The sequence below is a fragment of the Rhizomicrobium sp. genome (assembly GCA_037200985.1).
GTDB lineage: Bacteria > Pseudomonadota > Alphaproteobacteria > Micropepsales > Micropepsaceae > Rhizomicrobium.
The window spans coordinates 1,057,028-1,070,909 of the sequence record JBBCGJ010000001.1; the positions used below are offsets into that span (position 1 = coordinate 1,057,028).

Below are 13,882 nucleotides of genomic sequence, written 5' to 3' on the forward strand. Positions count from 1 at the left end.
GTTTACGGCAAGCGCCGCCTCGCCTAAAACCTTGCTCCGTCAGGCCAAATCAACGGCCGCTCCGGGGTTCGATGTTCAAGAAAATCCTTATCGCCAATCGCGGCGAGATCGCCTGCCGCGTCATCAAGACCGCCCGCAAAATGGGTATCGCGACGGTTGCCGTCTATTCCGACGCCGACCGCGACGCCCTGCATGTCGAAATGGCCGACGAGGCCGTGCATATCGGCCCGCCGCCCTCGGCCCAGTCCTATCTCGTCATCGACCGGATCGTGCAGGCCTGCCGGGATACCGGGGCCGAGGCCGTGCATCCCGGCTACGGCTTCCTGTCGGAGCGCGAGGCCTTTGCCGAGGCGCTGGCCAAGGCCGGCGTGGTCTTCATCGGCCCGAACAATCGGGCCATCGCCGCGATGGGCGACAAGATCGAATCCAAGAAGCTCGCCCAGGCCGCCAAGGTGAACACCGTTCCCGGCTTCATCGGCGAGATCACCGACGACGCCCATGCCCGCAAGATCGCCAGGGAGATCGGCTATCCGGTGATGGTGAAGGCCTCGGCCGGCGGCGGCGGCAAGGGCCTGCGCATCGTCCACAAGGAGGAAGACCTCGTCCAGGCGATCAAATCCTCCCAGCACGAAGCCAAGGCCTCCTTCGGCGACGACCGCCTGTTCATCGAGAAATTCGTCACCGAGCCCCGCCATATCGAAATCCAGGTGATGGGCGACCGCCACGGCAACGTCGTCTATCTGAACGAGCGCGAATGCTCGATCCAGCGCCGCAACCAGAAGGTGATCGAGGAGGCGCCGTCGCCCTTCCTGGACGCCGCCACGCGCAAGGCGATGGGCGAGCAGGCGGTGATGCTGTCCAAGGCGGTCGGCTACGACAGCGCCGGAACGGTGGAATTCATCGTCGACAAGGACCGCAAATTCTACTTCCTCGAAATGAACACGCGTCTCCAGGTCGAGCATCCCGTGACCGAGCTCACCACCGGTCTCGATCTGGTCGAGCTGATGATCCGCTCCGCCGCCGGCGAGAAGCTGCCGATCGCCCAAAAGGACGTCGGCCTGAACGGCTGGGCGGTCGAGTCCCGCGTCTATGCCGAGGACCCCTATCGCGGCTTCCTGCCCTCCACCGGCCGCCTCGTGCGCTATCGCCCGCCGGCCGAAGGCGATTTCGGCGACATCACGGTGCGCAACGACACCGGCGTCTATGAGGGCGGCGAGATCTCGATGTTCTACGATCCCATGATCGCCAAGCTCTGCACCCATGCGCCGACCCGGCTGGAAGCCGTGGACGCGATGGCCAAGGCGCTGGACGAATTCCGCATCGAGGGCATCAACCACAACATCGCCTTCCTGACCGCGATCATGCACAACGAACGTTTCCGCGAGGGCCGGCTGACCACGGCGTTCATCGCCGAGGAATTCCCCGACGGTTTCCATGGCCTCGCGCTCGACGACGGCGACAAGCGCCGCTTCGTCGCCGCGGCGGTCGCCGCGCGGCTCACCCGCGGCCTGCGCGCCAGCGGCATCACCGGCACGCTGAACGGCGCGCATCGCCTGGCCGGCGATTACGTGGTCTCGCTCGACGGCGAGGCCTTCGCGGTCTCCCAGGCCAATCTCGCGGCCGGCAATCTCAGCCTGGTGATCGACGGCAAGCCGTACGATGCGCTGACCGAATGGATGCCGGGCCAGCCGATCATGCATCTCGCCGGCTGCGACGGCGAGCACGCCATCCAGCTCGGCCGCATCCAGGGCGGCTACAAATTGGGCCAGGGCGGCCGCACCGTCACCGCGATCGTGCGCTCGCCCGAGGGCGCGCGGCTGGCCGCGCTGATGCCCGAGAAGGTCGCGGCCGACACCTCGAAGATGCTGCTCTGCCCGATGCCCGGACTGATCGTCTCGGTGAACGTCGCCGTCGGCCAGGAGGTCAAGGCGGGCGAGACGCTGGCCGTGGTCGAGGCGATGAAGATGGAGAACGTCCTGACCGCCGAGCGCGACGGCACGATCAAGAAGATCAACGCCGCGAAGGGCGACAGCCTCGCGCTGGACGACGTGATCCTGGAGTTCGCCTAGCAGCTCCTCCACCTCCCAACTGTCATCCGCCGCGAATGCGGCGGACCCAGTTGACGTTTGCACCGGCTGCCCAGGCGTTAACTGGGTGCCCCGCATTCGCGGGGCATGACACCAGTGGTGATGTTAAAACGTCCTTCGTATCTGGAAATCGATCTGCGGCATCGAATGCGCGCGGTATTCGTCGATATTGTCCAGCGGCGAGGTGTTGCGCGGCCCCGAATAGTTGAATCTCTTGTCGTCGTAGACGAAGCTCGTGATGTTGTCGCCCTCGATGTGGAAGCTCCACGCCGCGCTCGGCTTGTAGTCCCAGAAGATGCTGAAATAGGGCGGCACGAGCTTGGTCTGGCGCACCTGCGCGAGCCGGAAGGCATCCTCGGACCAGCCATTGTTGAAGGAGATGCCCCAGGTCGATTTCAGGCTGTCCACGTCCTGGGTGAAGCTCACACGGATGCTCTGCGGCCGCTGTTCGGAGATCACACGGTTGGTGCCGGTCACCGGATCGCGCACCGAGGTGAGGTTGAAGGTGTTCGTCGCGGTCAGAAGTCCGTTCGGGATGAAGATGCGGTCGAGCGGCAGCGTCACCTGCAAGGTGATCTGGTTGTTCTGGCCGTTGCCGATGTTTCCTGGCGCGTCGAACACCCCGCTCGGGCTCGTCACCGGAATGAAATCGACGACGTCCTTGATCTCCTCATGCATGACGGTCAGCACCAGGGCGCCCTTGCCCCAGAAATGCCGCTCGAACGACACCTCGTATTGCGAGCGCTGGTCGGGACGTATGTTCTCGTTGCCCGCCGTGATGCCGGTGGCGGCCAGGTTGGCACTGGCGATGAAGTTGTTGAAATCGAGCTGGCCGACGACCTTCTCGTAGCGCAGCCGCACCTGGGTGTCCTTGTCCGGCGACCAGGTCAGCACCGCGCGCGGCTTGGGATAGAAGAACGACCGGCTGAGGCTGACCGAGCCGGTTTCGCTGATGGTCGAATATTCCGCGCGGATGCCGGCCTCGAGCAGCCATTCCGGCGAGTATTTCCACGTGCCCTGCGCGAACACCTCGCCGCGCCGCTCCTCGACCCGCGCGTCCGGCGCGGGCAGGGGCTGGATGACATTGTCGACGAAGAACGCGGTCGAGCCGTCGAGGAAATTGAACGCGCCCTCGGCGCCGCTCTCCAGCGTCAGCTCCGGCATCGGCTGGTAGCGCAGCGTCGCCCGCGCAATGGTCTCGCCCATGTCGGACTTGGAGACGAAATGCTGCAGCGTGGTGCCGTCGTCGGAATCCGAGCTCGCATTGTTGTGGTCGTAGCGCTGCAGCACCAGCGTCTCCAGCTCCGTAGCCCCGACCTTGCCTTTCCAGTGCAGGCCGAGCTCCGCGATGTTGTCGCGGTTGCGGTCCTTGAACTCCTCGAAGAATCCCGGCCGCGAATAGGACAGGCGGTCGATATACGGGATGTTCTGCAGCGTCAGGTTCGCCTTGAACTCGCCGCCCCAGAGCGGGACCGTCGCCGTGCCCTTGGCCGACAGGCCGGTGCCGAGCCCATGGCTGATCGTCTGATCCTGCGTCAGCAGATGGCCCGCTCCGTCGAACACGTTGTGGATGCCGTGGCCGACGGAATCGTCATAGCCCTGGGTCAGCCCGAACGAACCCTCATAGGTCGCCTGTCCCACATGGCGCGTGAACAGCAGCGACGCATAGGGCACCATGTGGCCGTCGATGAAGACGAAGTCCTCGGCCGTCGCCACGAGATGGGTCGAATCCCCCTTCTTGAGGACGACATTGGCGACCACCGTCTGGCCCTGCATGTCGATGCCCGGCGCGCCGCCGCGGATCAGCTCGATATGGTCGACGTCGGCGGCGTTGATGCGGTTGAGCACCGACTGCAGCGCGTCGTTCTTGGAGGTCGGCCGCTGCCCGTTGATCAGGACGTTGCCGGCGGTGCCGGCGAAGCCGCGCGCCGAGCCGACATCGGCGAAGGTGAACCCCGGCAGCCGGTTGATCATGTCATAGGCCGTGTTCGGCCGCGCATCGGCGAAGAACGCCGGGTCGTAGTTCAGGATGCTGGTCTGCGACTGGGCATGGGCGGATGAGATCGCCAGCAAGGCCGCGGCTGTCCATGCGGCCGTCCGTTTGAGCGTCAAGCGGGGATTCCCCAATATCTGTCGTGTGTTGTCGTTGCTCTAGTCGTCAAATTGGAGGCGGCACGCCTCGTCGGACAATGCGCGCCCCGCGCATAGCTCGATTGCGCGGCTCGTTTGATTGCCGACTAGCGGGGCGGGCGCAATCGCCGGCGCCGCGGTGGCGCCGCCGTCACGCGATCGTGACCGCGAGGTCCGACGGACGGCCACTGGAACTGCGCCGGCGCATCGGCCATACCTTTGCCATGAGCGACGACGATTTCACCCATCTGCGCCTTCGGATAGAAGGATTCGTGCAGGCCGTCGGCTATCGCAATTATGTGATCGCCGAAGCGACGCGCCTCGGGGTCGACGGCTGGATCCGCAACCGCTCCGACGGAACGGTCGAGGTCCTGGTCTCCGGCCCCAACAAGACCGTCGAGACCCTGATCGGCCTGTGCATGAAGGGCCCGCCCGGCTCGACCGTGCGCAATGTCGAGATGCACAAGGCCGACCCGGCCGAGGAAAAGGGCTTCAGGCGTCGCCCGTCGGTTTAGGCGCGCGTGCGGAACAGCTCGCGCAGCACGCAGATCAGGAACGTCAGCGCGCCCAGCAGCGCGAGGCCGCCGGCGGCGCCCGACGCGGGTCCCCAGACCGCCGAATTGCCGGTCGTCAGCAGCAGCGTCAACGTCACGGTCATCGCCAGAACGCCCAGCGTCGAGAAAGTGAAATTGATCCAGGCCAGGCGCGGCGACAGCGTCGCGGCGGTCAGTGCGTAGAACGTCCCGTACAGTGCCAGGGAGGCCCAGCCCAGCAGGTTCATATGCGCATGGACCGGCGCCAGCGTGAACTCCTCCTTGGCGCCCATATATTCGCCGAGCACCATTCCGCTGAGCAGCAGAAGAATGGCGACGGTGAAGAAAGCGGCTGAAACGCGCGGCATCGAATCCCCCCAAGGATGCGGTCGCGCCTGTTTATCCGAAGAGCAAAGTCGGGTGAAGCCTCAGCCGAACACATCCTTGAACGCATCGCGCATCGCGACGTCGACGTCGGCCATCGTCGCGAGAATGCCCAGGTCGTGCAGGCTGGTCACGCCGTGCTCGCTGATGCCGCAGGGCACGATGCCGGAGAAATGCGTCAGGTCGGGATCGACGTTCAGGCTCACGCCGTGGAACGTCACCCAGCGCCGCACCCTGACGCCGATGGCGGCGATCTTGTCCTCGCGGGCCCCGCGCGCGACCCAGATGCCGACGCGCCCCTCGCGCCGCTCGCCCTTCACATTGAAGGCGGCCAGCGTGCGGATCAGCCACGCTTCGAGATCGTGCACGAAGGCGCGCACGTCCGAGCCGCGCCGCTTCAGGTCGAGCATGACATAGCCGACGCGCTGCCCCGGCCCGTGATAGGTGAACTGCCCGCCGCGCCCGGTCTTGAACACCGGAAAGCGCGCATCGAGCAGGTCGGCGTCCTTCGCGCTGGTGCCGGCGGTGTAGATCGCCGGATGCTCGACCAGCCAGACCAGTTCGGGCCGCGTGCCGGCCGCGATCGCCGCCGCGCGTTCCTCCATGAACGCTACGGCCTCGGGGTAGGGCGTCAGGCCGGGCGCGATCCGCCATTCGACCGCGGACCGCGTTAACGCCTCCGAAACCATGTTCGCCGGAGACTGTGTGCCGTCATCCATGGGCTCTTTCATGTCCTCCAATATCTCCGGCGTCAAAGTCGAAATCTCGGTGGTGCTCGGCAGCTCCACGATTCCGATGCATCAGCTCCTGCGCATGGGCCGCGGCGCGGTGATCGAACTCGACTCCAAGCAGGACGATCCGGTGCTGATCCTGGCCAATGACAAGCCGGTGGCGAAGGGCGAGATCATCATCCATGGCGACAAGATAGGCGTCTCGATCACGGATATCCTGAAGGGATATCAGTAATTCCACCCAAATTCGTGTAATTCATAGCATTCCCCACCCCGTTCTTGCATTTTAGGCGGGTCATGCGTACCTCTGCTGTACAACCGGCCCGGTGGCCGGGCGGAGGCCGCTTTGCTCCCCATTCTGCTCAATCCTCAGACGGTCCGCGTCGGCCTTGCCGGCGCCGGTGAGGGCTATGTCCGCCGTGCCGCGCTCCTGGCCGAAGCCGCGGTCGAGGCCATCCCGGTAAGCCTCTCCGGCGCGCTGCCGCGTCTCAACATCCTGTTCATCGCCGGGCTCGACCGCGACGCCGCCGAGGTTATGGCCGCGGAGGCCCGCGCCATGGGCATCCTCGTCAATGTCGAGGACGTGCCGGGGCTCTGCGATTTCCACGTCCCCGCCATCGTTCGGCGCGGCGACCTCGTCCTCACCGCCTCGACCGGCGGCCAGGCGCCCGGCCTCGCGCGCCGGCTCCGCGAATGGCTGGAAAGCCATTTCGGCCCCGAATGGGAGGCCCATCTGGCCGATGTCGGCTCCGCCCGCGCAGTCTGGCGGGCCAGCGGCCTCGCGCCGGACGAAGTCTCCCGCCGCACCCGCGCGCTGGTGTCGGAGAAGGGCTGGCTCTCGTGAGCGCCGCCGTCACCGTGATCGACCGTTCGCGCGGCACCGCGCCGCGCGCCTTCGACAGGGCAGGGGCGGGCACGCCCGACCCGCTGATCCTCGCCAAGCTCGGCCAGCTTCAGGACGCCTCGCGCGGCCGGGACGCGCACGGCATCCTCGAATTGGCGCTGGGCGGCGAGTTCAAGGGCAAGAGCGCCGTCGTCTCGTCCTTCGGCGCGGAGTCCGCGGTGCTGCTGCACCTGGTGGCCGAGATCGATCCGGCGACGCCGATCCTCTTCCTCAACACCGGCAAGCTGTTCGGCGAGACGCTGCGCTATCGCGACCGCCTGCAGGACGTGCTCGGCCTCGGCGACATCCGCTCGCTGGCGCCCAATCCCGCCGACCGCGCCAAATTCGATGCCGAGGGCACGCTGTGGTCGAAGGACACGGATGCCTGCTGCAATTTCCGCAAAGTCATCCCGCTCAAGCGCGCGCTCGAGCCCTTCGCGGCGCAGATCACCGGCCGCAAGCGCTTCCAGACCAAGGAACGCGCGGAGATGCAGGCGGTGGAGTTCTTCGAGGGCCGCTTCCGCTTCAACCCGCTGGCCGACTGGTCGCTCGCCGACCTGGAGGCCTACACGGTCCGCCACGACCTGCCGCGCCATCCGCTGGTGGAGGACGGCTATCCCTCGATCGGCTGCATGCCCTGCACGCGGCGCATCCAGGCCGGCGAGAGCTATCGCGACGGCCGCTGGTCCGGCCTCGACAAGGACGAATGCGGGATCCACATCGGCGTGGACGGCGAGGGCATTTGAGGCAAGGTTGCCTCTGTTAAAGTCGGTTTGAACCGTCATTCCCGCGGAAGCGGGAATCCAGTTTTGGCAGTCTGCCCAGTCGCTGGACGCCCGCCTTCGCGGGCGTGACAGTGGGTTTTGATTGCTGGAAAGTGCCGCTTTTCAACCCGATCCGCCTCTGCTAAACCCCCGCGCCTACCTGTGAATCCCTGACGTGCGGTCGTGGCGGAATTGGTAGACGCACTACCTTGAGGTGGTAGCGGGGCAACCCGTGGAGGTTCGAGTCCTCTCGACCGCACCATTCGATTTTGGGCCGACCGAAATCGTCGGAATTTTCGGTTTGCCGCGCGCCTCTCGGCTAAAGGCCGGGGAACATTCCGCCATCGACGCGCAGATTGGTGCCGGTGATGTAGGCCGCCGCCGGGCTCGCGAGAAATGCCGCGACGCCCGCGATTTCTTCCAGGCGTCCGACGCGCCCAACGGGTACTTGCGCGAATTCCGGCAGCACCCGCTGCTCGATTTCGTCCCACGGCGCATCGTGCTTCGCCCAGCCCCGCTCCGTCGCGAATTCCCGAAACCGCTTGTCGAGCGCGTCGCTGCGTATGGTGCCCGGCGAGATCGCGTTGACCGTCACGCCGTCCGCCGCCACGGCTTTCGCCAGCGAGCCCGTCATCGCGTTGATCGCCGCCTTGGCCGCGGAATAGTCTGCCGCGCCTTTGGGCGGCATCGTCGCCGCCATGCTGGAGATGTTGATGACGCGGCCCCATTTCGCCTGCCGCATCTTGGGCAGCAGTCTTGTCGTGACTCTCAACGCCGCCAGCACATTGCGGTCATAGGCCGCTGCCCACGAATCCGGCCGGGGGTTTTCCCAGTCTTCCTTGCTGCCGCCCGATCCGCCGGCGTTGTTGACCAGGATCCCGATCGGGCCGGCGAGCCTTTCGGCTTCCCCGACCAGCCGTTCGACGTCCCCGTCCCGGGTGAGATCGCCGACCACGGCATGGGCTCGCCCGCCGCGGCCGACGATTTCGTCTCTCACGGCGTCCGTCCGAACGCGGTCGCGGCCATGAACGACGACCGTCGCATTCTCCTCGGCGAGTTTCCGGACGACGGCCTCGCCGATCCCCTTGCTGCTGCCGGTCACGAGCGCCGCCCGTCCGCGCAATTGCAAATCCATCGCGGAACATCCATCTGTCGCATTGCAGCTCCTCAGATCGAACGCGACGATGGCCAAGGCAAGTACGCACTTAAAAGTGCCCGTCGGCGACGATGCGCGCCGGAGCTGCCTCGGGCCCGAGGGGTCCGTCGCGCATGTCACGCGCGTCGTCGACATGATCAAGGGACGCTGGAAGCTGCCGATACTCTTCCGGCTTTATGCCGATCCCGCCATGCGCACGTCCCGGCTCAGGCGCGACCTGCCGGGCATCTCGCAAAAAATGCTGACCCAGCATCTTCGCGAACTGGAACAGGACCGCCTGATCGAGCGGGTCGATTTTCGCGAAAGGCCGCTGCGCATCGAGTACCGGCTGGCCGAGGAGGGGAGGAAACTCCTTCCGGTCCTCCTGGCGGCACGCGACTTCTCCGCGGACCATTCGCCGCTTGCCTAGGCCGAACGGCGGGCACGGCTTCAGCCTCGCCGGACGGTCAGGTGGGTCGCCCTGTCCGAGTACACATGCGCGTCGATCCGGTAGCCCAGCGCCGGCAGGTCGATCCCAGCCATCAGGTGTTCGCCAGAGCCCAGCAGCACGGGCGAAATGGCGAGGTGCAGCTCGTCGATCAGTCCCGCCTTCAGATAGGCGCGCACGGTGGCGACCCCGCCGCCGATCCGCACGTCGCGCTCGCCCGCCGCCTGCCGTGCCCGGGCGAGCGCCGCCGCGATCCCGTCGGTGACGAAGTGGAAGACCGTCCCGCCCTCCATCTCCAGCGGCGGGCGCGGATGATGGGTGAGGACGAAGACCGGCGTGTGGTAGGGCGGACTAGGACCCCACCAGCCCTTCCAGGCGTCGTCCGGCCACGGGCCGCGCACCGGGCCGAACATGTTGCGTCCGAGGATCGAGGCGCCGACATTCTCGAAGCTGCGCGCGGCGAAGTCGTCGTCGAGGCCGGTCTCGCCCTCGTCGCGCCCGATCACCATCCGCTGGAAGGTACGGGTCGGGACGAACCACTGGTGCAGCTGCGCGCCGCCGCGGCCGAGCGGCGAGTCGAGGCTCTGGTCGGGACCGGCGCCATAGCCGTCCGCCGAGAGGGTGAAGGCCGCGACGCGAAGCTTGGGCATGAAGGTTCCTCGATCGCCGCCCTCAGCGCGTCGCGTCCGGCACGTCGTCTCCGGTCGGGCTCTGGATGATCATGCGGTAGCAGAGCATCTCGCGCCGCGCGAAGGCCGCCGCGGCGCCCCACAGATAGAGGCGGAAGCGGCGGAAATTGTAGTCGCCGAAGCGTTTCACCACCTGCTCGCGGTTCTTGTCGAGATTCTTCGCCCATTGCATGAGCGTCAGCATGTAGCTCTTTGAATCGTTGTAGATTTCGATCGCCTGCATCTGCGTCTTGGCGAGCTTGTCGAGCAGGTCGGGCAGCACCAGGAAGGAATGGTTGCCGCCGTAAATATGGCGCACCATGAAGGAGTTCAGCTCGAACTTCTTGTTGGCCGCGCTGCCGTCCAGGAAGATGCGGCCGCCCGGCTTGATCAGGCTGGCGAATTTCTCCAGCACGCGCTGATAGTCGGGCAGGTGCTCGATCACCCCCATGATCACGATGGCGTCGTATTTCCTGTCGGTCCGGTATTCGAGCAGGTCCGAGAAGATCAGCTCCCAGTCATAGCCCAGCACCTTGGCCCGGCCGTTCAGGTAGTCGATCGATTCCCGGCTGATCGAGATGCCGGTGCATTTCACGCCGCGGGCGCTGGCATATTCGAACCACGCGCCCCAGCCCGGCCCGATCTCCAGGATGTGGTCGCCGGGCTTCAGCTTGAGCTGGCGGAAGGCGTATTCGAATTTGCGCGTCGTCGCGACGTCGAGCGTCTCCTCGTCCTTTTCGTAGACGCCCTGGGTGTAGCAGGGGGTCTTGGGGTCGAGGAAGCTCAGGAAGAAACCTGGGTCGATGTCGTAATGCGAATGGATCGCCTGCTTGTTGGTGTGCACCTGGCCGAACAAGAGCGGCTGGATGTAGCGCCAGGCCTGGGTCAGCGGATGGACGTCCTTCATAGACGCCTGGATCTCGAACGGCTTCATCATGTCGCCTTCGATCTCGAAGTCGCCGGCGAGATAGGATTCCGCGACCGTGCCCTCGTCGAGCGTCAGCGCCGCCTTGAGCGCGCGGTTGTTCTTGAGGGTGACGAGGAAATTGGGCGTGCCCTGGCCGACCCGCCTTTTGGTGCCGTCGGGAAAGACCGCCTCGAACGTCGTGGAGAGGCCGGAATAGCGTGCCAGCAGACGGTCGAGCAGCGAAGACGATGTTTTGGCGCCGGTTTCGGACAGCAGGTCGGATTGGATGTTCACGGAATCGCTCATCGTGCCCTCCCAACGGTGGGAGGCCGACATCGGTTCCGCGCTTAGCCACGCGAGATCGACGCGGCCCCTAGACGGCGAATATTAAGCAAAAACCGCGGCGATTGTCATCCCGGCTGCGGCGCCTGGCGCAAAGCGCTTTCGAGTTGAATCACCATGGTCTCCGCCGTTATTCCCGCGAAAGCGGGAATTCAGGCTTTGCCGCAAGCGACCCTGGATGCCCGCCTGAGCGGGCATGACAGTGAGCGGTTCTATCCGATGGAATTTTGCCCTACTCCGCGTCCTCCGGCATCCACAGGATGAGCCGGTAGCAGTCCAGGCTGCGGCTCAGGAATTCGTATGCCGCGCCCCACAGATAGAGCCGGAAGCGGCGGAAGTTGAACTCCCCGAACTTGCCCACCAGGAAGTCCTTGTGGGCGTCGAGGTTCTTCGCCCACTGGATGAAGGTGTAGCAATAGCTCATGCGGTCGTTGAACACTTCCTCGACCTGGAACGGCGTCTTGGCCACCTTGTTGAGCAGGTCGTCCAGCACCAGGAAGGAATGGTTGCCCGGATAGATGTACTTCACCATGAAGGACGACAGCTCGTACTTCTTGATGCAGGCGCTGCCGTCCAGGAAGACCCGCCCGCCCGGCTTGATCAGCGACCGGAATTTCTTCACCACGCGCAGGTAATCGGGCAGATGCTCGATCACGCCCATGATGACGATGGCGTCGTATTTGACGCCGGGATTGTAGTCGAACAGGTCCGACTCGATCAGCTCCCAGTCATGCCCCAGCGTCTTGCCCTTCTCGGTCAGGAAGCGGATCGACTCCTTGGAGATCGAGATGCCGGTGCATTTCACGCCGCGCGCGGATGCATATTCGAACCACGCGCCCCAGCCCGGCCCGACCTCCAGGATATGGTCGCCGGGCTTCAGCTTCAGCTTCTGGAAGCAATAGTCGAACTTGCGCAGCGTCGCGACGTCGAGGCCCTCGTCGGGGCTCTCATAGACGCCCTGGGTGTAGCAGGGCGTCACCGGATCGAGGAAGGCGAGGAAGAACGACGAATCGATGTCGTAGTGATGCGAGATCGCCTGCTTGTTGGTGTGCACCTGGCCGAAGAACAGGGGCTGGATGTAGCGCCACGCCTCGGTCACGAGGTGGAAATCCTTCATCGAGCCGCGCAGCTCGAACGGCTTCATCATGTCGCCCTCGAGGTCGAGGTCGGCGGCCAGATAGGCCTCCGCGATCTTGCCCTCGTCCAGGCTGCTGACGGCCTTCAGGCCCCGGTCGTTCCGGATGGTCATGGTGAAGGTGGGCGCGCCCTGGCCGAAGCGCTGATGCGTCCCGTCCGGCATGATCACCTCGAACGGCGTCGAAATATTCGCGTACTGCGCCGCGAAGCGGCCCAGGAGCGAAGTTTTCGCGGGCGGCGCCTCTGCGGCGGCGGGCAAGTTCAGCGTCTCCGTCATCCAATCCCCCGGATACTCATTTTGGGCAGCCCCAAACCGTTGGGGCGCGAATTCCCGCCAGATTAGGGGCTGGCAAAGGATTTGTCATGATCCGTCAGCGGTCTGCCCGGTCCCCGGCGTCGCGGTCGCGGGGGATCGCGGCTAGGATCGCGCCCCGTCTTCCCGGAGCCTTTCCTTCATGGCCAACGATTACCGCTCGCTCGACCACGACCTGGGCGACACCGCCAACATGATCCGCGACACCGTCCGCCCCTTCGCGGACGACCGGATCGCGCCCATCGCCGACGAGATCGACCGCACCAACACCTTCCCGCGCCATCTGTGGCCCGAGATGGGCGCCCTCGGCCTGCACGGCATCACGGTGGAGGAGGAGTTCGGCGGCCTCGGCCTCGGCTATCTCGAGCACGTCATCGCGATGGAGGAGGTCAGCCGCGGCTCCGCCTCGGTCGGCCTGTCCTATGGCGCGCACTCCAATCTCTGCGTCAACCAGATCCGCCGCAACGGCACGCGCGAACAGAAGCGCCGCTACCTGCCCAAGCTCATTTCCGGCGAGCATGTCGGCGCCCTCGCCATGAGCGAGCCGGGCGCCGGTTCCGACGTGGTGTCTATGAAGCTGCGCGCCGACAGGAAGGGCGATCGCTTCGTCCTCAACGGCACCAAGATGTGGATCACCAACGGCCCGCACGCCGATACGCTGGTCGTCTACGCCAAGTCCGATCCCGCCGCCGGTCCGCGCGGCATCACCGCCTTCCTGGTCGAGAAGACCTTCGAGGGCTTCAAGGCGGCGCAGAAGCTCGACAAGCTCGGCATGCGCGGCAGCGACACCGCCGAACTCGTCTTCGAGGATTGCGAGGTGCCGGAAGAGAACATCCTGGGCGGCCTCGGCAAGGGCGTGAACGTCCTGATGAGCGGGCTGGACTACGAGCGCGCCGTGCTCGCCGCCGGCTCGCTCGGCATCATGCAGGCCTGCATGGACGCGGTGGTGCCTTACGTCCACGACCGCAAGCAGTTCGGCGAGTCGATCGGCGCGTTCCAGATCATGCAGGCCAAGCTGGCCGACATGTATGTCGCGCTCAGCGCCACCCGCTCCTATGTCTACGCCGTGGCGCGGGCCTGCGACCGCGGCCAGACCACGCGCAAGGACGCCGCCGGCGCGATCCTCTACGCGGCGGAGAAGGGTACCTGGATGGCCTTGCAGGCGATCCAGTGCCTGGGCGGCAACGGTTACATCAACGACTATCCGACGGGGCGCCTCTTGCGCGACGCCAAGCTCTACGAGATCGGCGCCGGCACATCCGAGATCCGCCGCTGGCTCATCGGGCGGGAATTGTTCGAGGAGAGCGGGAACTGAGCGCTCCATTGTCATCCGCCGCGAATGCGGCGGACCCAGGTGACGCCGCTTCGCCGTCGAAATTTTGAGCGCACCAACTGGGTGGTCCGCATTCGCGGACCATGA

General features: G+C 65.6%; 14 protein-coding genes and 1 tRNA gene. 8 read left to right on the plus strand and 7 right to left on the minus strand.

The window, feature by feature from the left end:
- Nucleotides 1-71 precede the first annotated feature (71 nt).
- Nucleotides 72-2,069: an acetyl/propionyl/methylcrotonyl-CoA carboxylase subunit alpha gene (locus WDN01_04955; GenBank protein MEJ0025358.1), complete on the plus strand. Its 1,998-nt coding sequence runs from the start codon at nt 72-74 to the stop codon at nt 2,067-2,069.
- A gap of 123 nt (nt 2,070-2,192) precedes the next feature.
- Here WDN01_04955 and WDN01_04960 read toward each other — a convergent pair whose 3' ends face one another.
- Nucleotides 2,193-4,199: a TonB-dependent receptor gene (locus tag WDN01_04960; GenBank protein MEJ0025359.1), complete on the minus strand. Its 2,007-nt coding sequence runs from the start codon at nt 4,197-4,199 to the stop codon at nt 2,193-2,195.
- Between the two features lie 242 nt (nt 4,200-4,441).
- Here WDN01_04960 and WDN01_04965 point away from each other — a divergent pair, with 242 nt between their 5' ends.
- On the plus strand, nt 4,442-4,732 hold the full coding sequence (locus tag WDN01_04965) for an acylphosphatase (GenBank protein MEJ0025360.1): 291 nt from the start codon (nt 4,442-4,444) through the stop codon (nt 4,730-4,732).
- Here WDN01_04965 and WDN01_04970 read toward each other — a convergent pair.
- Together WDN01_04970 and lipB are read right to left on the minus strand one after the other, a co-directional pair.
- Complete coding sequence (locus WDN01_04970) at nt 4,729-5,118, minus strand: hypothetical protein (protein ID MEJ0025361.1); 390 nt, start codon at nt 5,116-5,118, stop codon at nt 4,729-4,731. The two genes, WDN01_04965 and WDN01_04970, sit on opposite strands and share 4 nt — an antisense overlap.
- Nucleotides 5,119-5,178: 60 nt before the next feature.
- A complete protein-coding gene (gene lipB, locus WDN01_04975) occupies nt 5,179-5,853 on the minus strand; it encodes a lipoyl(octanoyl) transferase LipB (protein ID MEJ0025362.1) in 675 nt (224 codons plus the stop codon).
- A 10-nt stretch (nt 5,854-5,863) separates the two neighbouring features.
- On the opposite strand from lipB, the gene WDN01_04980 reads away from it, so the two are divergent.
- From WDN01_04980 to WDN01_04995, 4 genes are all read left to right on the plus strand, one after another.
- Nucleotides 5,864-6,100, plus strand: coding sequence for a FliM/FliN family flagellar motor switch protein (locus tag WDN01_04980; protein MEJ0025363.1), 237 nt, complete (start codon nt 5,864-5,866; stop codon nt 6,098-6,100).
- Nucleotides 6,101-6,211: 111 nt separating this feature from the next.
- Nucleotides 6,212-6,709 (plus strand): NAD(P)-dependent oxidoreductase, encoded by a 498-nt coding sequence (locus WDN01_04985; protein MEJ0025364.1) that lies wholly within the window; start codon nt 6,212-6,214, stop codon nt 6,707-6,709.
- A complete protein-coding gene (locus WDN01_04990; protein MEJ0025365.1) occupies nt 6,706-7,494 on the plus strand; it encodes a phosphoadenylyl-sulfate reductase in 789 nt (262 codons plus the stop codon). The genes WDN01_04985 and WDN01_04990 overlap by 4 nt, the downstream gene beginning before the upstream one ends.
- Nucleotides 7,495-7,689: 195 nt before the next feature.
- Nucleotides 7,690-7,774, plus strand: a tRNA-Leu gene (locus WDN01_04995).
- 57 nt (nt 7,775-7,831) lie between these two features.
- On the opposite strand, the gene WDN01_05000 is transcribed toward WDN01_04995, so the two are convergent.
- On the minus strand, nt 7,832-8,614 hold the full coding sequence (locus WDN01_05000) for an SDR family oxidoreductase (protein MEJ0025366.1): 783 nt from the start codon (nt 8,612-8,614) through the stop codon (nt 7,832-7,834).
- On the opposite strand from WDN01_05000, the gene WDN01_05005 reads away from it, so the two are divergent.
- The gene (locus WDN01_05005) at nt 8,598-9,077 is read left to right on the plus strand and encodes a helix-turn-helix domain-containing protein (GenBank protein ID MEJ0025367.1); all 480 of its coding nucleotides are present in this window, start codon (nt 8,598-8,600) and stop codon (nt 9,075-9,077) included. The genes WDN01_05000 and WDN01_05005 overlap by 17 nt on opposite strands.
- A gap of 20 nt (nt 9,078-9,097) precedes the next feature.
- On the opposite strand, the gene WDN01_05010 is transcribed toward WDN01_05005, so the two are convergent.
- From WDN01_05010 to WDN01_05020, 3 genes are all read right to left on the minus strand, one after another.
- Nucleotides 9,098-9,745, minus strand: coding sequence for a dihydrofolate reductase family protein (locus WDN01_05010; protein ID MEJ0025368.1), 648 nt, complete (start codon nt 9,743-9,745; stop codon nt 9,098-9,100).
- Between the two features lie 22 nt (nt 9,746-9,767).
- A complete protein-coding gene (locus WDN01_05015; GenBank protein ID MEJ0025369.1) occupies nt 9,768-10,976 on the minus strand; it encodes a class I SAM-dependent methyltransferase in 1,209 nt (402 codons plus the stop codon).
- Nucleotides 10,977-11,244: 268 nt separating this feature from the next.
- Nucleotides 11,245-12,426, minus strand: a complete 1,182-nt coding sequence (locus WDN01_05020; GenBank protein ID MEJ0025370.1) for a class I SAM-dependent methyltransferase — start codon at nt 12,424-12,426, stop codon at nt 11,245-11,247.
- A gap of 178 nt (nt 12,427-12,604) precedes the next feature.
- Between WDN01_05020 and WDN01_05025 the strand changes: the two genes are divergently transcribed.
- Nucleotides 12,605-13,777 carry an isovaleryl-CoA dehydrogenase gene (locus tag WDN01_05025; GenBank protein MEJ0025371.1) on the plus strand — a complete coding sequence of 391 codons (1,173 nt, stop codon included), beginning with the start codon at nt 12,605-12,607 and terminating at the stop codon, nt 13,775-13,777.
- The last annotated feature ends 105 nt before the right edge of the window (nt 13,778-13,882 follow it).

Coding starts and splice junctions, on each gene's coding strand:
- WDN01_04955 (MEJ0025358.1), top strand. CDS start 72: ATGTTCAAGAAAATCCTTATCGCCAATCGCGGCGAGATCGCCTGCCGC.
- WDN01_04965 (MEJ0025360.1), top strand. CDS start 4,442: ATGAGCGACGACGATTTCACCCATCTGCGCCTTCGGATAGAAGGATTC.
- WDN01_04970 (MEJ0025361.1), bottom strand. CDS start 5,118: ATGCCGCGCGTTTCAGCCGCTTTCTTCACCGTCGCCATTCTTCTGCTG.
- lipB (MEJ0025362.1), bottom strand. CDS start 5,853: ATGGATGACGGCACACAGTCTCCGGCGAACATGGTTTCGGAGGCGTTA.
- WDN01_04980 (MEJ0025363.1), top strand. CDS start 5,864: ATGTCCTCCAATATCTCCGGCGTCAAAGTCGAAATCTCGGTGGTGCTC.
- WDN01_05010 (MEJ0025368.1), bottom strand. CDS start 9,745: ATGCCCAAGCTTCGCGTCGCGGCCTTCACCCTCTCGGCGGACGGCTAT.
- WDN01_05015 (MEJ0025369.1), bottom strand. CDS start 10,976: ATGAGCGATTCCGTGAACATCCAATCCGACCTGCTGTCCGAAACCGGC.
- WDN01_05020 (MEJ0025370.1), bottom strand. CDS start 12,426: ATGACGGAGACGCTGAACTTGCCCGCCGCCGCAGAGGCGCCGCCCGCG.
- WDN01_05025 (MEJ0025371.1), top strand. CDS start 12,605: ATGGCCAACGATTACCGCTCGCTCGACCACGACCTGGGCGACACCGCC.